The 20385-nt window shown below is 39.1% G+C and carries 20 protein-coding genes; 14 read left to right on the top strand and 6 right to left on the bottom strand.

Annotation, left to right across the window (positions count from 1 at the left end):
• Positions 1-2: 2 nt before the first annotated feature.
• The gene (locus tag M1381_04920) at positions 3-1499 is read right to left on the bottom strand and encodes a TolC family protein (protein MCL4478429.1); all 1497 of its coding nucleotides are present in this window, start codon (positions 1497-1499) and stop codon (positions 3-5) included.
• Between the two features lie 204 nt (positions 1500-1703).
• Between M1381_04920 and M1381_04915 the strand changes: the two genes are divergently transcribed.
• From M1381_04915 to dapB, 5 genes are read left to right on the top strand one after another with little or no spacing between them, the layout of a single operon-like run.
• Positions 1704-2906 carry a hypothetical protein gene (locus tag M1381_04915; protein ID MCL4478428.1) on the top strand — a complete coding sequence of 401 codons (1203 nt, stop codon included), beginning with the start codon at positions 1704-1706 and terminating at the stop codon, positions 2904-2906.
• Positions 2907-4154, top strand: coding sequence for a diaminopimelate decarboxylase (gene lysA, locus M1381_04910; protein MCL4478427.1), 1248 nt, complete (start codon positions 2907-2909; stop codon positions 4152-4154).
• Between the two features lie 14 nt (positions 4155-4168).
• The gene (gene dapF / locus M1381_04905) at positions 4169-4996 is read left to right on the top strand and encodes a diaminopimelate epimerase (GenBank protein ID MCL4478426.1); all 828 of its coding nucleotides are present in this window, start codon (positions 4169-4171) and stop codon (positions 4994-4996) included.
• Positions 4993-5883 carry a 4-hydroxy-tetrahydrodipicolinate synthase gene (gene dapA, locus M1381_04900; protein MCL4478425.1) on the top strand — a complete coding sequence of 297 codons (891 nt, stop codon included), beginning with the start codon at positions 4993-4995 and terminating at the stop codon, positions 5881-5883. The genes dapF and dapA overlap by 4 nt, the downstream gene beginning before the upstream one ends.
• The gene (gene dapB / locus M1381_04895) at positions 5876-6688 is read left to right on the top strand and encodes a 4-hydroxy-tetrahydrodipicolinate reductase (protein ID MCL4478424.1); all 813 of its coding nucleotides are present in this window, start codon (positions 5876-5878) and stop codon (positions 6686-6688) included. Before dapA ends, dapB begins: the two co-directional genes overlap by 8 nt.
• 139 nt (positions 6689-6827) lie before the next feature.
• Here the strand turns inward: dapB and bamD are convergent, their stop codons facing one another.
• Genes bamD through pstC form a run of 5 tightly spaced genes read right to left on the bottom strand, consistent with a single transcriptional unit; the run spans position 6828 to position 10805 of the window.
• Positions 6828-7550, bottom strand: a complete 723-nt coding sequence (gene bamD, locus M1381_04890) for an outer membrane protein assembly factor BamD (protein ID MCL4478423.1) — start codon at positions 7548-7550, stop codon at positions 6828-6830.
• A gap of 44 nt (positions 7551-7594) precedes the next feature.
• Positions 7595-8257: a phosphate signaling complex protein PhoU gene (phoU, locus tag M1381_04885; protein ID MCL4478422.1), complete on the bottom strand. Its 663-nt coding sequence runs from the start codon at positions 8255-8257 to the stop codon at positions 7595-7597.
• 12 nt (positions 8258-8269) lie between these two features.
• On the bottom strand, positions 8270-9028 hold the full coding sequence (gene pstB, locus M1381_04880; protein MCL4478421.1) for a phosphate ABC transporter ATP-binding protein PstB: 759 nt from the start codon (positions 9026-9028) through the stop codon (positions 8270-8272).
• Positions 9029-9039: 11 nt separating this feature from the next.
• The gene (pstA, locus tag M1381_04875; GenBank protein ID MCL4478420.1) at positions 9040-9885 is read right to left on the bottom strand and encodes a phosphate ABC transporter permease PstA; all 846 of its coding nucleotides are present in this window, start codon (positions 9883-9885) and stop codon (positions 9040-9042) included.
• A gap of 14 nt (positions 9886-9899) precedes the next feature.
• The gene (gene pstC / locus M1381_04870) at positions 9900-10805 is read right to left on the bottom strand and encodes a phosphate ABC transporter permease subunit PstC (protein MCL4478419.1); all 906 of its coding nucleotides are present in this window, start codon (positions 10803-10805) and stop codon (positions 9900-9902) included.
• 481 nt (positions 10806-11286) lie between these two features.
• Between pstC and M1381_04865 the strand changes: the two genes are divergently transcribed.
• The 9 genes from M1381_04865 (at position 11287) to M1381_04825 (ending at position 20316) form a co-directional block, all read left to right on the top strand.
• The gene (locus M1381_04865) at positions 11287-11763 is read left to right on the top strand and encodes an acyl-CoA thioesterase (protein MCL4478418.1); all 477 of its coding nucleotides are present in this window, start codon (positions 11287-11289) and stop codon (positions 11761-11763) included.
• A 121-nt stretch (positions 11764-11884) separates the two neighbouring features.
• Entirely contained in the window at positions 11885-12085 is a 201-nt protein-coding gene (locus tag M1381_04860; protein ID MCL4478417.1) for a cold shock domain-containing protein, read from the top strand.
• 202 nt (positions 12086-12287) lie between these two features.
• Complete coding sequence (locus tag M1381_04855) at positions 12288-13259, top strand: ABC transporter permease (GenBank protein MCL4478416.1); 972 nt, start codon at positions 12288-12290, stop codon at positions 13257-13259.
• Positions 13256-14281, top strand: coding sequence for an ABC transporter permease (locus tag M1381_04850; protein MCL4478415.1), 1026 nt, complete (start codon positions 13256-13258; stop codon positions 14279-14281). The genes M1381_04855 and M1381_04850 overlap by 4 nt, the downstream gene beginning before the upstream one ends.
• 121 nt (positions 14282-14402) lie before the next feature.
• The gene (locus M1381_04845; protein ID MCL4478414.1) at positions 14403-15689 is read left to right on the top strand and encodes an ATP-binding protein; all 1287 of its coding nucleotides are present in this window, start codon (positions 14403-14405) and stop codon (positions 15687-15689) included.
• Positions 15686-17077 (top strand): sigma-54 dependent transcriptional regulator, encoded by a 1392-nt coding sequence (locus tag M1381_04840; protein ID MCL4478413.1) that lies wholly within the window; start codon positions 15686-15688, stop codon positions 17075-17077. The genes M1381_04845 and M1381_04840 overlap by 4 nt, the downstream gene beginning before the upstream one ends.
• 137 nt (positions 17078-17214) lie before the next feature.
• Complete coding sequence (locus M1381_04835; protein MCL4478412.1) at positions 17215-18660, top strand: OB-fold domain-containing protein; 1446 nt, start codon at positions 17215-17217, stop codon at positions 18658-18660.
• 11 nt (positions 18661-18671) lie between these two features.
• Positions 18672-19883, top strand: a complete 1212-nt coding sequence (locus M1381_04830) for an acetyl-CoA acetyltransferase (GenBank protein MCL4478411.1) — start codon at positions 18672-18674, stop codon at positions 19881-19883.
• A gap of 79 nt (positions 19884-19962) precedes the next feature.
• Positions 19963-20316 carry a hypothetical protein gene (locus M1381_04825; protein MCL4478410.1) on the top strand — a complete coding sequence of 118 codons (354 nt, stop codon included), beginning with the start codon at positions 19963-19965 and terminating at the stop codon, positions 20314-20316.
• The last annotated feature ends 69 nt before the right edge of the window (positions 20317-20385 follow it).

Genomic DNA, 20385 nt, shown 5'->3' with positions numbered 1-20385 from the left:
TTTTAATCATGATTTGCAGCCGCTTTTCCATTTAAAAAATCGGGCGTTAATATACCTGTATCATGTGCAAGCTGTGCCATTGACAAAAACCATGTTGTTCGTGCCTGAATCTCCTGTGCCCTTGCCAGAGCAAGGGTGTTTTGCGCATTCAAAAGACTTATAATGTCTCCAAGCCCCTGCTTGTACATGCCAAGTGCAACATCAGCTGATTGCCGTGCACTTGTTAGGAAATCTTCGCTTGTCTCGAGGGATTGTTGCGCAGTCTTAAATGAGTAATAACTGTTCCATACTTGAAGTATTACCTGCTGCTGGGCGCCTTTCAACTGCTGTTGTGCAGCCTTTGCCTGCTCCTTTGCCGTATACACATTGTATGCCGTTGAAAAACCGTTGAATAGCGGGATCTCAAGGAGCACTGCCCCGGAATACTGATCAAAATACGGGTTGCCTATCGTACTGTAAAGATAGGTACGGCTTGCTGTACCGTTTAACGAAAGACTCGGCAATCCGTAGGCAAGAACAGAATGGGTATGTGCTTTTGCCTCAATAACCTGTGCCCTGGCAGCAGCGAGATCCGGCCTGTGTGCTTCTGCTTTTTTTATGAGGTCGTTGATATTGTCGTAGATTTCCTTATCAGGGACATGCTCCGGAAGGTTACCTACGGCGACATGAATGTTTGCCGGAAATCCCATGGATGTTGCGAGCGCACCGTACATTATTTGAATCTGTCCGTTTACATTCTCAAGCGCGAGTTTTGCCTGAGAATAGGCTGCTTTTGCCTGAAGTACGTCTGCAATCGTTGCAAGCCCGGCAGTATATCTCTCTTGTGCCGCATCCAGATTTGTTTTTGCATCTTCGAGATTTTTTTGTTCAGCATCAAGCAAGGCCTTTTCACCAAGGTATTGATAGTAAGCCTGCTCGACCTGAAGTATTACATTTTGAATTGTATAATTCTGGCTAAGGTCTGAAGCAAGTAGGGCATAACGCGCCTCTTTTACTTGAGCATATCGTCCTCCGAAATTAAACAAAAGGTAGTTAATGCTTGCGGAAAAACCGTATATTGTAAGTAAAAATGAGAGCTGAGAACCAATGAGGCTCTGCTTGTAACGGTTAAAATCCACACTCGCTGTTACCGTTGGAAAGTATAATGCCCGGTTTGCGCCGAATATTCCGGCTGCTGCGCGTGCCTGCAGCCATGCATACCTTGTCTGGGTGCTGTTTTGCAGGGCTATGTTTATGATATCCTCAAGACTCAGATTATTTGAATCCTTAAATTGCTCCAGAACAGACGATGTTGTTGTGGTTTCAGATGCCTGAGGTTTCATGATTGATTCAGGTGCTGTATAGGGAACATCCGGAGCTGAAGATGTGTTTGAACGTATGCCTGGCATTGCAGCACATCCTGCAAAAAAAACTGAAAATGCTGACAAGATAAGCACAATAGATAGATTCGCATGGATCTTTCTAAAAAAACTTTTTGGGTTTATCTGACATATATTCATTATAAAACTTTATCTCCTTAAGTAAATATAAACGATCCGCATATGGTTTTGTTCCCTAACATAAAAAATTGCTTTAAAAAAGATGCTGATGTAAATGAATTTGTCCGTAACTCCATTCTTAGTAACAGCGACGGTTTCATCTGTCTATAATATTTAAACACAAAATTGTTGTTTGTTATACCTTATTTATAGTATGAATATACTATGAAAAAGCGGAATAACGGCAAATCGCATAAACTATGGATTACAAGATTTGAGCAAGGGTCATCCGGTCTTAAAATAAATTTTACAAACTCTATAATATCTGATGTGAGATTTGTAACGCATGTTGTAGAAGGCCGTACTGCCCAGGCTTACGGACTTAGGAAGGCAGGTATAAAAAACTTTAAATACCTTTTAGTCATAATTTTATTTATAATAGCGGGGTGCGGTGTAAAAGCAAATCCTGTGCCTTATGCCCTTGCAAGACCTGCTTTTATATCCGATCTTACAGCACTGGCAAGAGGAGACGGCATAATACTAACCTGGACTGTTCCATCAACAAACACAGACGGCACTGTATTGAAAGATATAAAAGGTTTTAACCTTGTAAGGGCCGGTGCCCCGATAACACTCATTGGAACAAAAGAGGTTTATAAACAATGGCGATACCCGTATAAACGGGGTGAACACTTTATGATCATAAAAGATACCGACGTTAAATACGGGTTCAGATATTCATACATTGTATTCACGGTTACAAAAGAGGATATTGTAAGTGATGCTTCCAATATCGTCGTTGTTAACTGGGATATACCGTATAACCCACCCACTGATCTAAGGGCAAATTCCGGGAATAATTTTGTAGAACTCCACTGGTATCCTCCATCAATCTACATCAACAACACTAAAATCAATACACCCATTTACTACAATATTTATAGAAGTCTTAAAATGGATAACTTTCCTTTGTTTCCTATAAATCCTGTCCTGATTTCAGGCACAACCTATATAGACGGAGAACTGAAAAACAATGTACCTTATTTTTATGCGGTTACAAGTGTTTCAAAAGTTTTTAACACACCTGTAGAAAGCAGGCTTTCCAATGAGATTCTCGCCGTACCAATAAACCTTGTTCCACCCGCAAGGCCCTATGCCCTTTCAGGTGCCCCGATAAAATCTGGAATAGCATTGAGCTGGGAACCAAATACCAGATCGAATATTCTTGGATATTATATTTACAGAAAGTCGGGGAATGAAAAACTTTTCAGACGTCTTAACGCTATCCCCATATCTTCTACGACTTATATAGACAAAACGGCCGTAACAGGTTATAATATTTATTATGTAACTGCTGTTGATAGCTCAAGTGAACATAATGAAAGTGCACAATCAGAACCGATCACTATCTTTTTACAGGAGAAGTAGATGAATTTTTTTAATTACAAAAACCGCGAACTTTACTGTGAAGATGTTAAAATAAAGGATATCGCAGACGATGTTGGAACCCCTGTTTACATCTACAGTAAAAAAACATTAAAAAGACATTATGCCGTTTTAAGCAATGCATTTACAAGCATAGAGCCTTTGATCTGTTATTCTGTAAAAGCGAACTCGAATATTGCCAATATAGCACTATTTGCATCAATGGGCGCAGGTGCCGATATTGTATCCGGTGGTGAATTGTACAGAGCTTTAAAAGCCGGCATTAAGGCTGACAGGATCGTGTACTCCGGTGTAGGGAAAACGGAGGAAGAAATAGCTTATGCAATTAAAGAAAACATCCTCTTATTTAATGCCGAATCCATAGAAGAGATAGACATTATAAACAGCGTAGCAAAAAAACTTAAGAAAAAGGCGAGGGTTGGCATACGGATAAATCCCGATATAGATCCACAGACACATCCATACATTTCAACGGGATTGAAAAAGAATAAGTTCGGCATAGACAGTAAATATGCTGTTGACGCTTATAAATACGCAAGCTCCATGCAATATCTTATTGTCAACGGGATTGATATGCATATAGGCTCCCAACTTACAACGGTATCCCCAATAGTATCTGCGATCAACCGGGCCATGAGCCTGGTTCAAAAGATCAATCAAAGTGGAATAAACATACAATACATGGACATTGGCGGTGGACTCGGTATAACATATAAGGATGAATTGCCTCCGGTCCCGCAAAAATATGCAAAAGCAATAGAAGGAGCATTGGCAAATTTCGAAGGTAAACTCATACTTGAGCCCGGCAGGGTTCTCGTCGGTAATGCTGGCATTCTTGTCGGTAAGGTGTTATACAGGAAATACAATGGTAAAAAAAGATTTATGATCATAGATGCAGCTATGAATGACCTCATACGACCAAGCCTGTATAATGCATATCATTCTATAATACCTGTTAAAACTATAAATACAAAAATAGAAAAACAGGATGTTGTAGGGCCCATATGTGAATCGGGAGATTTCTTTGCAAAAGATAGGAATCTTCATTTAATGGATAGAAATGAACTTGTAGCTATAATGAGTGCGGGTGCGTACGGCTTTTCAATGTCATCAAATTATAATTCAAGACGCCGTGCCGCGGAGGTGCTTGTCGATGGCAGCAGATACTATATCATAAGAAGAAGAGAGACGTTACAGGATCTTATAAAGGGTGAAACTCTTATTAGATAAAAGAGGAGTAATAAATGGCTAAAAAGACAATAAAGTTTACAAAGATGCAGGGCACCGGGAATCATTTTATACTCATCGATGCTATCAAAAAAGAAGAAAAACTAACAACAGAGGAAATAAAATGGTTGTGCACTCCGGCATTCTCAATAGGAGCTGATCAGCTTTTGATGGTACTTCCATCCAGGACAGCAGATTTCAGAATGCGAATATTCAATGCGGATGGTGAAGAGGTCGAGATGTGCGGGAACGGCATAAGATGTGTTGCAAAATACCTTGTAACGCATGGATATACAAAAAAGGAGGAGCTTACAATAGAAACACTTGCGGGTATTAAGAAACCCGCAATCATTCACAACAATATAAAGGTTGATATGGGTGAACCTTCATTTGATGCGAAACAAATTCCAATGAAACTCAGCGGAAGGGTCATAAACAGGAATCTCAAAGTAGAAGATACGGAATTCAAGATCACGTGTATCTCAATGGGGAATCCTCACACAGTTATATTTGTCGATCATGTTGATAAATTTAATGTTCACAAGTATGGTCCTGCCATCGAAAATCACAAACTCTTCCCCAAAAAAACAAATGTGGAGTTTGTAGAAAAGATCAATGATTCAGAGCTGAAAATGCGCGTTTGGGAACGAGGAAGCGGCGAGACCTTAAGCTGCGGAACCGGTGCAAGCGCTGCTGCTGTAGCAGGGGTGTTGAATAATAAAAGCAAGCAAAAGGTTCTAATACACCTTCGTGGCGGGGATCTTGAACTTGAATGGGCTAAGGATAACCGTATCTATCTTACCGGTCCTGCCGAAGAAGTCTTTAAAGGAGAGATTGATGTATGATATATAATGCAATTAAAGGTGTAATAACTGCAATTATTACCCCTTTTAAAAATAATGAGATTGATAAACAGGCATACAAAAAACTTGTTGAACTGCAGATAAAAGCTGGTATTCAAGGCATCGCCCCCTGCGGCACAACAGGTGAGTCCGCTACACTTGATATTGAAGAACATGAAATGCTCATTGATTATACAATCGAAATAGCTGATCATAAAACCATTGTCATAGCAGGCACCGGTTCAAACAACACAAAAGAGGCTATAGAACTTACAAAACATGCTGAAAAATCAGGGGCTGATGCAGCGCTTTTAATAACACCTTACTATAATAAACCAACTCAGAATGGCTTATATGAACACTTTAAAGCTGTTTCAGAAGCAGTTGACATACCAATAATACTCTACAACGTGCCCGGTAGAACAAGTGTGAATATGCTTCCCGAGACGGTTGCAAAATTATCAGAGATAAAAAATATAATTGGGATAAAAGAGGCAACAGGCTCGGTACAGCAGGTAACAGATGTTATAAAGCTATGCAGGAAAGATTTTATCGTCCTTTCCGGTGACGATTTTACTGCATTGCCGGCTATGGCTATTGGAGCAAAGGGCGTTATTTCAGTAACATCCAATATAGTGCCTGAAAAAATTGTTGAGATGTTTAATGCCTTTGAAGAAGGAAACCTGCAAAAAGCCGCAAAGCTTAATCTCGCATTATGGAAGCTGCACAATGCAATGTTTATGGAAACGAATCCCATACCTGTAAAAGCAGCGGCATTCCTTATGGGCTGGATTTCCAAAGAGATAAGACTGCCTTTGACTCCACTATCGGAAGCAGGCATGAGCAAGCTAAAAAATGTTATGACAGAAGCGGGCTTAAAAAATGAATAAACCCATCTCTGTTGCAGTAAATGGGGCAATGGGTAGAATGGGCATGCAGGTGCTGAAACTCTTATTCAATGACACTTCATTTGATGTTGCAGGGGGGATTGAAAGAAAAGGACATCCATCTCTCCTCTCACAGGATAACAATACCATGGAAGCGAAATCTACCTCAAATATCGTAGATGACCCCGGCAAGATCAATAGCAGCATAGATTGTTTTATAGATTTTTCAAGCCCTGAATCTACAATGAAGCTTATCGAATACGCAAAGATAAAAAGCATAGCTACGGTGATAGGAACAACCGGTTTTTCACAGAGTGAGATGGAAACAATCCATAAAACAGCAAATATCATACCTGTACTATTATCACCCAATATGAGCGTGCTTGTAAATCTCGCTTTCAAGCTTGTTGAATTATCGGCAAAAACGCTTGACGATGCATATGATGCTGAAATTTTTGAATTACATCACAGAAACAAGGTTGACGCACCAAGCGGTACAGCAATAAAGTTCGGTGAATTGATAGCATGGGCAAGAGACAAGTCATTTAAGGATACCGCAAGATACGCAAGGTCCGGAAATACCGGAGCAAGACAAAAGGGCGAGATTGGAATACAGACACTAAGGGGTGGTGATGTTGCCGGTGAACATACGGTCATGTTCATAGGGACCGGGGAAAGGCTTGAAATAACACACAGGTCTTCAAGTAGAGAAAATCTTGCCCAAGGTGCTGTCCGTGCCGCCAAATGGATTGTCGGTAGGCCTCCGGCACTTTATAACATGTTTGATGTACTCGGGTTCTCGAAATAATAGTAAGCCCGATAAAAATGCACCGTACAAGTAAATCTTATCACGATTCGTTCTCTTCAAGGTCAAATAGAACAACCAGCCTCTGGCAGTAATATCCTTGATCGGTTGCAACTCCGGGTAAAACGCGTTTATTATAGTGTCAATGATTTTGTTTTAATAATTTCACGGTCTTATTATATTCCTGAAGGGAGTTTATCTTTTTATAAAGATAAGCAAGCTTTTTTAGTGCCTGTTCAACCAGACCACTGGTGGGGTATAATTCGGGTATCTCTTTTAATCTATCTATTGCAGCTTCATAATGGTCGTGAGCTATATAAAAATCAGCAATGTACAAATCATGCCTGGCAAGGGTATAATTACATAATTTTGCGTACCTTTGTGCATCTTTGAAATATTTGGAAGAAGGGTAGTAATTAACTATATAATTAAACTCATCAAGTGCATTATAAATACCCGTTTCATCTATATCATAAGGTATAGTGCGGAATAACCATGTTTTTTGATTTTCAAGATAGGATTTACCTTCCTTAAATACCGCATAAGGAACCTCTTTATCGTTTGGATACATTTTTATGAAATGATTGTAGGCTTCAGCAGACTCGAGGTATCTGCTTTGTTTAAAGTATGTGTCTGCAATTCTCAATTGTGCAAGAGGCGCATAAGTTGAGTAAGGATAGTTGTCTACAATTTGATTTAGAGTTTGTCTTATCTCTTCATAGTCTGGGCCAAAAACTCCACCTTTCATTTCTCCAAGAGCTTTATCGTATAAACCTTTTGCACCAGGTTCTTTTTTAATCTGCTGCGATGTACATCCGCTCATCAGAAGCAATAAAAACATGACGGAGTATGCTAAAGGTCGCATTTTGTCAAAAAGTTTTTTTATGTCAAAGCCTTTTGTATTCATTTTCACTTTATATTCATGTGATGCCTGATGTCCTTACCAACAACCATAAATATAACATCCTCTGCTATGTTTGTTGCATGATCGGCTATTCGTTCAAGATTTTTTGATACAAATATTAGATCAATAGCGGTTGGTATAGTTGTTGGATCACTCATCATGTATGTAAGCAATTCTCTGAATATCTGATTGTTGATATCATCTATTGTATCATCTCTTGTCAGGACATCTTCTGCAAGACTGACATCTTTTTTTACAAACGCGTCAAGGCTGTCGCTTACCATCTTTTGAGCTATGGTGGATTCCCTTGGGATATCAACAAGCGGTTTTATTGCCGGCCTTTCAAGCAGGGATTCCGTACGCTGCGCTATGTTTACCGCCTGATCCCCGAGCCTCTCGAGATCCGTGTTGATCTTTATTGCTGCCGTAACCATGCGCAGGTCTCCTGCTTGAGGTTGGCGAAGCGCAAGAAGTTTCAGACAAAAGTCGTCTATCTCAATATGCATTCTGTTTACAGTTTCCTCCAGTGTATATACCTCTTTTAATACCGCTCTGTCCCTGTCAACGAGTGCCTTAATAGATTTATGTATCATGGTTTGAGCAAGACTTCCCATCTCAATCAGCATACCTGATAATTCTTTTAGTTCTTCATCAAATCTTCTTTCCATCTCTGCTCCTTATTAACCAAACCTTCCTGTAATATAATCCTCTGTCCTTTTATCTTTTGGGTTTGTAAAAATATCAGAGGTTTTATTAAACTCAATCAATTCCCCAAGCAAAAAAAATCCCGTGTAATCGGATACCCTTGCGGCCTGCTGCATGTTATGAGTAACGATTACAATAGTATATTTATCTTTTAATTGCTGCATCAGCTCTTCTATACGTGATGTAGAAATAGGGTCAAGTGATGAAGCAGGTTCATCCATAAGTATAACTTCAGGCTCTATTGCAATGGTTCTGGCTATGCATAGTCTCTGCTGTTGTCCCCCCGACAAAGCCATTGAAGATTTATAAAGCTTATCCTTGACTTCATCCCATAGTGCCGATTTCCTCAGGCTCTTTTCAACAGTATCCGCAAGTAACCTTTTATCTTTTATACCATTCATTTTTAATCCCGCAGCAACATTATCAAATATATTCATAGTTGGGAATGGATTCGGTTTCTGAAACACCATTCCGATTCTACGTCTTATTAAAACCGGATCACTCGAATTGCCGTAAATATCGTTTCCATCAAGTATAACCTTTCCGCTTACTCTGGCATTATTTACTATCTCGTGGATCCTATTCAGACATCTAACAAATGTGCTTTTACCGCATCCAGATGGACCTATCACTGCTGTAACACTATTTTCTTCTATCTCTATGTTTATAGCTTTTAAAGCCTGAACACTGCCATACCATGCATTCAGATCCTCTATAAGTAATTTCTTGGCCATAGTGATACACCTTATAACGAATAACTCTTTTTTGTAAACATCTTTGCAAGTATATTGACAATAAGCACACCCATAATAAGAACAAATGCACTACCCCATGCAATCCGGTTCCAGTCCAAATAAGGGGAAGATGCATAATTATATATAAGAACCGTCATTGTTGCGATCGGCTGATCAAGCCTGAAGCTCATAAACGGGTTATTAAAGGCAGTGAACAAAAGCGGGGCTGTTTCGCCGCCAACCCTTGCCACGGCAAGCATTATTCCTGTTATAATACCTACCGAAGCTGTACGCAATACTATAAAAATGATTACCTTCCATTTGGGGATACCAAGAGCGAGAGCTGCTTCTTTTATAGTGTCGGGTACCATTTTTATTAATTCTTCTGAAGTCCTTGTGATTACAGGGATCATAAGAATGGATAAGGCAATGCCACCGGATAGTGCTGAGAATTCATGCATTGGAACAACAATAAACACGTAGACCGCAATGCCTGCTATTATTGATGGAATACCGTTCATGATGTCTGTCATATATCTTACAAACCCAGCGAACCTGTTTTTCCCAAATTCGGAAAGATATATACCCGACATGATGCCGATAGGTACAGCTATTATAGAAGCTATGCCTACCACTATAAATGTTCCTATAATGGCATTCGCAATACCTCCGCCCGCCTCACCTGTGGGTTTTGGTAACTTTATAAAGAAATCGAGATTAATAGCGTTTGCACCTTTAATGATAGTGTAAATAAGTATAAGCAGAAGAATAATAAACCCTAACAATGCAGATATATACGAAAGGACAAGCATCGTATTATTAACGGTTTTTCTTTTTATATAAACAAGGGATTCCATCTTGCGTCATCTCATTATATTGAGTCTCTTTTAACAAGCAGTTTTGCAATTGCATTGAATATCATTGATATTACAAGGAGTATTAGTCCAAGCTCTATAAGTGATGATATGTATAGCTTGTATGTGGCTTCTGTAAATTCATTTGCTATCACACTTGCTATCGTATAGGAAGGTGCGAACAAAGAGGCTGAAATGTTTGGAGAATTCCCTATGACCATTGTAACAGCCATTGTTTCTCCAAGTGCCCTTCCAAGCCCAAGCATGACCGCACCTATTATGCCCGATTTCGAATATGGAATGCTTATTTTTGAAATAACCTCCCATCTCGTCATGCCAAGACCCAGCCCTGCTTCTTTATATATTGTAGGAACAGAATTTAAAATGTCTCTCGAAATTGATGCTATTGTTGGAATAATCATAATCGATAGAATGAGTCCGCCTGCCAGCATTCCAACCCCGAGAGGATAGCCTTTAAACAACAATGGCATAAAACCTAGATATCTACCGAGAAACGGCTCAACATAAATTTGAAGGAACGGGACCATCACAAACAGTCCCCATAATCCATAAATTATGCTTGGTATTGCCGCGAGCAGTTCAACCATTAGTGATCCATAGATACGAAGTTGTGGAGGTGAAAGTTCTGATAAAAATATAGAAATCCCAAGACTTACCGGTAAAGCTATAATCAATGCTATGACCGAAGATACCACTGTCCCATATATAAATGGAAATGCTCCAAATACCCTGTTAACGGGATCCCACGTGGAAGTGATTAAAAATTTCCAGCCGAACTGCTCTATAGAAGCTCTCGAACCTGCTACAAGTTCATAAGCTATACCTACAAGGATTAAAAGTATTAAACAAGAAAAACCCAGGGAGACATATTTTATAAAATGATCACCTATTCTTGTTTTCATAATACTTAAGAAGGATAATTCTATGCGATTACTTATACAAGTAAATTTTGTGTTACACGGATTTTACATGTCTGTAACACGACTCAAAAAATAAATCCCCTCGAAGTACATGAAATATCAAATAATTTAAATCTTTTTAAAATAGAACGGGCTTGGACTTTAAAAGGTATTGCTGACCGATGAAGGTAGAAATTGATTAACCCAAAAAATGCATTTAAAAATAGGGGGGTTTTTGTAATGAACAATAACCCTTCGTCAAATAAAGGTATTCTCCGAATATTAGAAAAAAGAAACACAAAGTGCATGTATATAAACTTACAGAGGTCTTGAGCATCATTTATAACAAAAAACCTATATATCTTAGGTGGATCGCAGGGTCGAGTGAATGAAAAAACTTTCCTATTGCATTTTTCGGGTTAACAAAATAAAATTGTTATTATCTTAATAGAATCGAGTTAAAGGATTAAAAAAGGATAATTATATGGAAGCAAAAAGGATCAGTGAGTCAGAGGTTGTGTTAAGCCAGCTTATGCAGCCGGAACATGCCAATAACCTTGGTAACATACATGGCGGAGTACTGATGAAACTTATAGATGAGGCAGGGGGAATGTGTGCTACACGACATGCAAGATATCCGGCAGTAACGGTGGCGGTTGATTCTCTTACTTTCCTTGAACCCGTACATATTGGTGACCTTGTCACATTCAGGGCAAGGCTTACCTACGTCGGCAGGACGTCAATGGAAACAGAGGTTATTGTTGAGGCAGAGGAAATCTTAACAGGCAGGCTCAGGATAACAAATCAGGCATATCTTGTGTATGTTGCACTCGACAGTAAGAATCGTCGGCCTGTAGAGGTGCCGCGACTGATCCTTGAAACAGGTAGAGAACATGAACGTTGGGAGCAGGCAGAAAAACGCCAGAAAGAACGTCTTCTCCGTAAAGCACAACATGCTTAACCTAAAAATGCATTAGATTTGGGCAAGACTTAAAATAACAGTTGACAATTCAATACTAAGCTCTTATAGTTATAATACTTCTATACGGTTTAAGTATGAAGTGAAAGGAGAAAGGTTTTAAATGCCAACAGGAAAAGTAAAGTGGTTCAATAATGCAAAAGGCTACGGTTTTATTGAACAGGATAATGGACAGGATATATTTGTTCATTATTCAGAAGTCCAAGGAGATGGATACAAAACTCTAAAGGCAGAAGATCGTGTAAACTTTGAGGTTGTTGCGGGTCCTAAGGGTCCACAAGCTGCAAAAGTTACAAAAGCCTAAATAGATAGGCATCTTTTTTTTGCTCTACCCGGTTCGCGCGAACCGGGTTTTTTTATGTCGAAACCGGTATGGGTGATAACGAGATGTAAGAGTACAATGAGCAACCCAATCGGTTGCTTCACAGCCTTCCCTTTTTTTTAAACACATCTTTTGAGTTAAGCACTTGAAGTAAACACAAAATCATGATTTTGTATTTTACATCATGTTATTTAAGTTTATTATAAAAAGACTTTTAATAATGTTACCTGAAATACTCGGGATAACATTTATTTCTTTTGTTATCATTTCGCTCGCACCCGGTAATATCTTAACTTCATTAAAAATGAATCCTTATATTTCCGAAAAAACTATAAAAATGATGGAGCAGGCTTATGGGCTTAATAAACCTTTGCTTTACAGATATGGATTGTGGTTATGGAATATAATACACTTTAACCTGGGCATAAGCATATACTACCACGCATCCGTTTTAAGTCTTATATCATCGCGTGCATTGAATACACTTATATTGTCAATCACAACCATCGTTGTCAGCTGGCTAATATCATTACCCGCTGGGATCATTTCTGGGATAAAAGAAAATGGGTATTTTGACAGAAGCGTTAGCTTTGCAAGTTATATAGGCATATCACTGCCGAGCTTCTTGATTGCATTTATCCTGCTTCTGCTTGTAGCTAAAACCGGCATACTGCCGACAGGCGGGACAACAAGTCCTCTTTATAATCTTTTAAGCATCAAGGATAAGATATACGACAGGTCGATTCATCTGATCATGCCCGTAACAGCACTGGCAATACCACAGATTGCTTCATATATAAGACTGATAAGAGCAAATATCATAGAGATTAAATATAGCGAATTTGTTACTTCCGCAAGAGCAAGGGGATTAAATAGTTCACGTATAATCTATATTCATATATTAAAAAATGCGTTAAACCCTTTTGTTACACTTGCAGGCTATGACCTTGCAGGCCTGCTTGGAGGGGCAGCCCTCGTTGAAACGATACTGAATCTTCAAGGACTTGGAACACTTCTGTTAAAAGCTGTTATGTCAATGGATGTATTCCTGATCATGGGAGACTTACTTATAGGTGCTGCAATGCTGCTTATAGGCAATTTGATTTCAGACATTGCTCTGATGTATATTGATCCCAGGATAAAAGCCCAGTTATGATTAAACATTCTTTTAAGGTATCTAAACTTTCAGCAATTATCGCAGGAATAGTCCTTCTCATTCTTTACTCCATTTCTATTTTTGCCCCTTATGTTGCTCCATATCCATACAAACAGCAAAACAGAGCTTTCCCTGATCTCCCTCCTACATCCATACATTTTACTGTTGTAGAAAACGGTAAAACCACACTTGTAAGACCTTATGTATACAGATATGAATTAACTGATATCCATGCTCATAAATACAGCGAAGTAAAAAATCGAATCTACCCTATAAGGTTTTTTACCGGCGGTAAGCTGTTTTATGTAAAAGATGCTGGGATTCATTTACTCGGGACGGATCAACTTGGAAGGGATTATTTCTCCAGGCTAGTGTACGGCGGCAGGGTAAGTTTATTTATTGGTTTAATTGGAGCACTGATCAGCTTTAGTATCGGCATTGTAATTGGAACACTATCGGGTTACATAGGCGGGATTGTAGATACATTGATAATGAGATTTACGGAAATCATTATGTCTTTACCTGCATTTTATTTTTTACTAACACTCGCTGTTATAATACCGGCAGGTGTTAGCTCGTCCACAACCTTTATGCTTATTATTGTAATTTTGAGCTTTATAGGATGGGCAGGATTTGCAAGGGTTATCAGAGGGATCGTTTTAAGCATTAAAGAGAGGGATTTTATAATTGCATCAAGGGCTTATGGTGATTCTATCCGCGGAATCATACTAAAACAGCTCATACCAAATCTGATGTATTATACTGTCGTAGCAATAACACTATCCATACCGGGATACATAATAAGTGAGTCTGCATTAAGCATGCTGGGACTCGGTATAAGAGACCCGGATGTGAGCTGGGGCAACATGTTAAGCGAGGCAACGAATGTGGAAGCGCTTACGGCAAGGCCATGGATGCTTGCTTCCGGCATTGCCATTATTATTACCATACTATGCCTTAATATTCTGGGTGATTATTTGAGAAGTATATTAGATCCCAGAACGAATAATCACAAGGCTTAAAGTATTTGCAAACTACTTAAAGATGGTATAATAAGTATACATGTTAATGATTAATATTTTATTAAGAGTGTATATTTTTTTACCATAAACAGGACATGAAGAACGGAGAAAGAGGTTTAGATTGGATTTATTTAACGGTTCAAATAATATAACAATGATTAAGAATATCTTTCAAAATATGCCGAGCGGTATAGTGTGTACGGATTTAAAAGGAAATATACTGATTTTCAATTCTGTTATGGAAGAGATCACGGACATAAAATCCGAGAATATGATAAATAGACCTATAGAAGACTTCGTCAAACAATTAAAACTGTCTGGCTTTGACTATAAAGAAGTGGTTGCAAAAAAAGCAGTAAAAAAAAGGCTGAACAGCTTTGGTTATACACCCGAAGGTAAAGAGCTTTTTCTCGGCTTTACATTAGCGCCTCTCACAGGATTGAATGGAAACACGGAGGGAGTAATGGCTATTTTTGCAGATCTAACCCAGATCAGGAAGATGGAAGAAGAGCAAAAAAAACTTACGCATCTCGCGATAATAGGCGAGATGTCTGCAAAGCTTGCCCATGAAATAAAAAATCCACTCGCAAGTATAATTATAGGAATTCAGTTGTTAAAAAAACAATCCGCGGATTATCAGAATAATAATTACTTTGATATGATCATATCGGAGATACAGAGGATTGATGACCTTGTAAAAGAGCTTCTCACATATTCCAAGACCGCTATACCCCGTATGAACCTTGTAAACATACCATCCGTTATAAAAAATGTATTGGATATCTCGGATGCAAGGATACAGCATACCGGTATTAAAGTTATAAAAAAATTTTTAAACAATGATAGACTTGATATAGTTGTTGACGAATCTGCAATACATCAGGCACTTTTGAATATATTAAATAACGCTTTAGACGCCATGCCAAAAGGCGGAACACTCAGGATTAACGTTTCTACTTTAAAGCTAAAAAGGAACCTTTCTCCTGATATAAAATGCCCTAAGATCGCCCCGTATCAGGATGTTGTAAGGATAGAGGTTAAAGACACGGGGATCGGTATCCAAAAGTCGCATATGGATAAGATATTTACACCATTTTTTTCAACAAAGGTGCATGGGACAGGGCTTGGGTTGAGCATAGTTAAAAACATAATTGAAGAAAATATGGGGAAACTGTATATGGAAAGTGAAGTGGATATAGGTACTGCAGTTTCGATCTTATTTTTACAGGGCATTAGAAAACCATGCTACGAGGAGATAAACTGCCCTTTAAATGAGAGAGAGCAGTGCGAAGTCTTTATTAAAAAAGATACTTATAGGTGTTTTAAGTATAAAGATTGTATGTCAGGCTGCAGCGGACACAAATGCGTAGAATGTGAAGTATATCTAAACGGCTATATAACAGTATGAATATTCTAATAATTGATGATGAAAAAATACTTACGAATTTCATTACGGATGCATTAAAATCTCTGAAACACAACGTATTTTCTGCGTATACCGGTGAAGAAGGGCTCGGGCTGTTAAAAAGCGAGAACTTAGATATAATTCTGATTGATATAATGCTGCCCGATGCCAATGGCATTACACTTTTGCAGGATATAAAATCTATGGATGATAATTATGAAATAATAATGATTACAGCACATAGTTCAATCAAAGATTCCATAAACGCTATAAAAATGGGCGCGTATGATTACCTTGTAAAACCTTTTACACTCGATGATCTTGAAATCGCCCTGAACAGCCTGATTGAGAAGATAAAGCTAAAAAGGGAAGTGGCGATACTTAAAAGCAAGATCTCGGATGTACAGCTTAATTACTACATAGGAACATCACATAAGATAAAAAATGCTTACGACATTGCTATGCGCGCAGCCAATGCGGATCAGATGAATGCTCTTATAGAGGGTGAAAGCGGCACAGGTAAAGAGCTTCTGGCAAATTTCATTCATAGAGCTTCAAAAAGAGCAAGAGGACATATGATATCTATCAATTGTGCTGCAATCCCTGATCAATTGCTGGAAGAAGAATTCTTCGGATACGAACCCGGTGCTTTTACAGATGCAAAAAAAAGAAAAAGAGGCCTTTTTGAACTCGCTGATGGAGGAACAATATTTCTTGATGAGATTTCGGAGCTTTCTTTATTGCTTCAGGCAAAACTTCTCCGGGTTATAGAAACAAAAAACTTTTTAAGGCTTGGAGGAGAAAAGGAAGTTCAGGTTGATGTAAGAATTATTACAGCAACGAACAAAAACCTGAAGGTGCTTGTGGACAAGGGTTTATTCAGGGATGATCTTTACTATCGTATCTCGGTTATGCCGATACAGCTCCCTCCTTTAAGAGAGCGGAAAGAAGACCTGCCTCTGCTCGTACAAGAATTCATAAAAATCCTGAACGAGGGCAGGCAAAAAAAAATCAAGGACATCGATAAAGATGCTATTGATATGCTTATAAGCTATGACTGGCCGGGTAATATAAGGGAGCTAAAAAATGTCATCGAACGCGCAGCAATGCTTACCGATGATGAAATGATAAGAAGTAACGTTATACTTCTTTCCGAAGGTTTATTGAGCGAATCAAAAGATGCTTACATTGAAAAGGTTGTGCATGCCGTTATTGAATCAAAAGAGCCTCTGGCTAATTTCATTAATAATGTAGAAAATAAAGCAATAACAAAAGCACTTGAAAAATCAGAATGGAATGTAACAAAAGCTGCAGAACTCCTTGGTATATCAAGAAATACCATCAACTATAAGTTTAGAAAAAAAGAAATAACCTTCAGGCAGAAAAAGTAAGTTCATGCCGGGCAATCAAATTACTTTACAAGAGTAATTTTAAGAATTATTGATAAATATATCAATTTGATGCTATTCGTTTATGCTTATGATGCAATCACAATGTGTTGTGTAGATTAACAAAAAGGAGGTAAACAATGGTAGGTATTGTTTCTTATGGTGGGTATGTTCCAAGACGTCGTTTAAATCGTTTTTCTGTGATTCAGGAGATGGGGTGGTATATCCCGGCATTGATGATGGTAGCACAGGGCGAAAGAGCGATGTGTAACTGGGACGAGGATAGTATAACAATGTCCGTTGATGCTTCAAGGGATTGTATCACGGGCATAGATAAAAGTAGGATCGATGGTCTGTATCTCGCATCAACAACATTACCATTTGCTGATCGTCAAAATGCAGGTATCGTTGCTGCTGCGCTTAATCTGAGAGAAGATATTGTTACCGCGGATTTTACATCATCACTAAAGAGCGGGACTGCTGCACTACTGTCAGCGATCGGAGCAGTAAAAAGTGGAGAAAAAAAGAACCTACTTGTTACCGCCACAGATAATAGAAAGGCACGTTCTGCAAGTTTCTATGAACTATGGTATGGAGATGGCGCTGCTTCTCTTCTTATAGGGGAAAGCAATGTTATTGCAGAATTTAAGGGCTCCCATTCCGTATCTCTTGATTTTGTAGATCATTACAGGGGATCAAAAGAAGCTTTTGATTACACATGGGAAGAAAGATGGGTGAGAGATGAAGGGTATATAAAAATAATACCAGGGGTAATTAAAGGACTTTTGGAAAAGTATAAACTTTCGCCTGAACAAGTCAGCAAGTTTGTATATCCATGCTACTTCCAGAGAGAACACGCAAGCATAGGCAAGAGGATAGGTGTAAAGCCTGATAAAATAGTAAACAATATGCATGATGTGTGCGGCGAAACAGGGGCTGCACATCCGCTTGTAATGTTGACTTCAGCACTTGAAGATTCAAGACCGGGCGATAAGATAATAGTGGCAAGCTTCGGACAGGGCAGTGACGCATTATTATTTGAGGTCACCGATAATATCACAAAGCTCCCGGCAAAAAGGGGTATAAGGGGATCACTTGCCAATAAAAAAGATGAGACGAGTTATGCCAAATTTTTAAAGTTTAATGAACTTATAGAGACAGAAACGGGTATAAGGGCAGAAGCTCCTACACAAACAGCACTTACAACTTTATGGCGTAACCACAAGATGATACTTGGATTGGTCGGTGGTAAATGTACAAAATGCGGAACAATCCAATTCCCTAAAACGAATATATGCGTGAACCCAAAGTGTAATTCATTTCATACCCAGGAGGATTATGAATTTTCCGATAAAGAGGCAAAGCTCCTTTCATTTACGGGAGATTATCTTGCAGTATCGGTAGAACCTCCGGCTATCTATGGTATGATACAGTTTAACGAGGGAGGCAGAATGCTTGCGGATCTTACAGACTGCGAACGGGAAGAACTTGAGATAGGGCAGCCATTGAAAATGACTTTCAGAAAAAAATACTATGACAAGACAAGAGGTTTTACAGGTTACTTCTGGAAGGCAATAAAAAAATAAAGGAGGAATATATGCCAACAGGTATTAGAGATAAAGTAGCAATAATCGGGATGGGTTGCACAAAGTTTGGAGAACGGTGGAATGCAAGCGCGGAAGATTTGATGGTAGAGGCTTTCGAAGAGGCTTTACAGGATGCCGGTATAGAAAAAAACATGATTCAGGCTGCATGGCTTAGTGACTGCTTTGATGAAATACACATAGGCAAAAGTGCATTACCTCTATCTATAACCCTGCGCTTACCAAATATCCCCGCTACAAGGGTTGAAAACTTCTGTGCAAGCGGTACAGAGGCATTCAGAGGAGCGGTTTATGCAGTTGCCTCCGGTGCTTATGATATAGCCCTTGCACTCGGTGTTGAAAAACTCAAAGATGTTGGATACGGAGGCTTGCCGAATTCAGGCTCAAACAGCGGAACATTAAACTGGTTATGGATGCCAAATATGACCGCACCTGGTGCATTTGCCCAGCTTGCCACGGCTTACGCTGCCAAGTATAAATATTCCATTGACGAATTAAAAAGGGCACTCGCTCACATATCCGTTAAGAGCCATGCCAATGGTGCATTGAACCCAAAGGCACATTTACGGACCCCAATTACAGAGGAACAGGCACTATCTTCACCAATGGTTGCATATCCACTCGGACTTTATGACTGTTGTGGAGTTAGTGATGGGTCTGCAGCGGCAATTGTCACAACGCCAGAAATAGCAAAAAAGCTTGGCAAAAAAGATCTGGTTACTGTTAAAGCACTACAAATCGCACTCAGTAACGGGGAAGAAATGCAGTACAATGAATGGGATAGTACTTACTTTGTGAGTACTTCAAAAGCATCGGTTAAAGCTTATGAAGAAGCCGGGATTAAAGATCCGAGAAAAGAGATAAGCATGATGGAGCTTCACGATTGTTTCTCTATCACAGAGCTTGTAACTTATGAAGATTTACAAATATGCCAGAGAGGCAAAGCAGTTAAGGATGTTATGGATGGTTTTTTCGATCTAAAGGGCGGTGGAATTCCTGCTCAGGTAGACGGCGGATTAAAATGTTTTGGACATCCTATCGGCGCATCGGGCTTACGAATGCTTTACGAAATGTATTTACAGCTTCATGGCAGAGCGGGTGAAAGACAGCTAAAAGAGCCAAGGATAGGCCTTACGCATAACCTCGGGGGATTCCCCTTTATGAATATAGTCAGCATAGCTATTGTAGGTAAAGAAGGGGCGTAATTTTAATAAGCAGTGGCGTGGTAGCCTCGTCCCTGAATTAATTCAATAAAGGTATTATATTATAAAGTAAGGTGAGGACATGGATTTGCATTTTTACATTCATCCAAAGCTTGGAGAAGAGATAACGGCAATCTCAGGGCATTATTCTATAGAAAAGGAAAAATTCATAGAATATAAATCCAGAAGAGTGTATTACAATACAGGATATAGTATGTTTGACACCTCATGCTGCGGGGTAGGCGGCTGCGGTTTTGCAATCGTTATAGGTTATTCTAAAAACTGGAAGGGCGCTAAAAACGAAGCCGGTCTTGATATCTCCGAGGTAGAGCCAATCACTGATGAAGAAGAAAGGAAAGAGATCGGCAAGCTGATAATGGCATTAGAAAAAGTTCAGCAGGTTAACTTCTGGCTGCCTGCCACAGAAAAGCATTAGCCCTGTTTAACCCGGAATGCTGTGGTCTATAAGAGTGGGTGGGTTTCAAACCAGTTCCTGTATACGTGC

The sequence above is a fragment of the Deltaproteobacteria bacterium genome (assembly GCA_023382265.1).
Taxonomy (GTDB): domain Bacteria; phylum JAMCPX01; class JAMCPX01; order JAMCPX01; family JAMCPX01; genus JAMCPX01.
The sequence above is the reverse complement of the archived record's forward strand: the minus strand, read 5'-3'. Positions and strand labels throughout refer to the sequence as shown.

Bases quoted from the DNA above. Each gene is read 5' to 3' on its own strand.
- M1381_04840 (MCL4478413.1), top strand. From the start codon at position 15,686: ATGAATATTCTAATAATTGATGATGAAAAAATACTTACGAATTTCATT.
- pstA (MCL4478420.1), bottom strand. From the start codon at position 9,885: ATGGAATCCCTTGTTTATATAAAAAGAAAAACCGTTAATAATACGATG.
- M1381_04860 (MCL4478417.1), top strand. From the start codon at position 11,885: ATGCCAACAGGAAAAGTAAAGTGGTTCAATAATGCAAAAGGCTACGGT.
- M1381_04920 (MCL4478429.1), bottom strand. From the start codon at position 1,499: ATGAATATATGTCAGATAAACCCAAAAAGTTTTTTTAGAAAGATCCAT.
- dapB (MCL4478424.1), top strand. From the start codon at position 5,876: ATGAATAAACCCATCTCTGTTGCAGTAAATGGGGCAATGGGTAGAATG.
- dapF (MCL4478426.1), top strand. From the start codon at position 4,169: ATGGCTAAAAAGACAATAAAGTTTACAAAGATGCAGGGCACCGGGAAT.
- phoU (MCL4478422.1), bottom strand. From the start codon at position 8,257: ATGGAAAGAAGATTTGATGAAGAACTAAAAGAATTATCAGGTATGCTG.
- M1381_04855 (MCL4478416.1), top strand. From the start codon at position 12,288: ATGTTATTTAAGTTTATTATAAAAAGACTTTTAATAATGTTACCTGAA.
- M1381_04850 (MCL4478415.1), top strand. From the start codon at position 13,256: ATGATTAAACATTCTTTTAAGGTATCTAAACTTTCAGCAATTATCGCA.
- M1381_04865 (MCL4478418.1), top strand. From the start codon at position 11,287: ATGGAAGCAAAAAGGATCAGTGAGTCAGAGGTTGTGTTAAGCCAGCTT.
- pstB (MCL4478421.1), bottom strand. From the start codon at position 9,028: ATGGCCAAGAAATTACTTATAGAGGATCTGAATGCATGGTATGGCAGT.
- M1381_04915 (MCL4478428.1), top strand. From the start codon at position 1,704: ATGAAAAAGCGGAATAACGGCAAATCGCATAAACTATGGATTACAAGA.
- M1381_04825 (MCL4478410.1), top strand. From the start codon at position 19,963: ATGGATTTGCATTTTTACATTCATCCAAAGCTTGGAGAAGAGATAACG.
- dapA (MCL4478425.1), top strand. From the start codon at position 4,993: ATGATATATAATGCAATTAAAGGTGTAATAACTGCAATTATTACCCCT.
- M1381_04830 (MCL4478411.1), top strand. From the start codon at position 18,672: ATGCCAACAGGTATTAGAGATAAAGTAGCAATAATCGGGATGGGTTGC.
- pstC (MCL4478419.1), bottom strand. From the start codon at position 10,805: ATGAAAACAAGAATAGGTGATCATTTTATAAAATATGTCTCCCTGGGT.
- bamD (MCL4478423.1), bottom strand. From the start codon at position 7,550: ATGCGACCTTTAGCATACTCCGTCATGTTTTTATTGCTTCTGATGAGC.
- M1381_04835 (MCL4478412.1), top strand. From the start codon at position 17,215: ATGGTAGGTATTGTTTCTTATGGTGGGTATGTTCCAAGACGTCGTTTA.
- lysA (MCL4478427.1), top strand. From the start codon at position 2,907: ATGAATTTTTTTAATTACAAAAACCGCGAACTTTACTGTGAAGATGTT.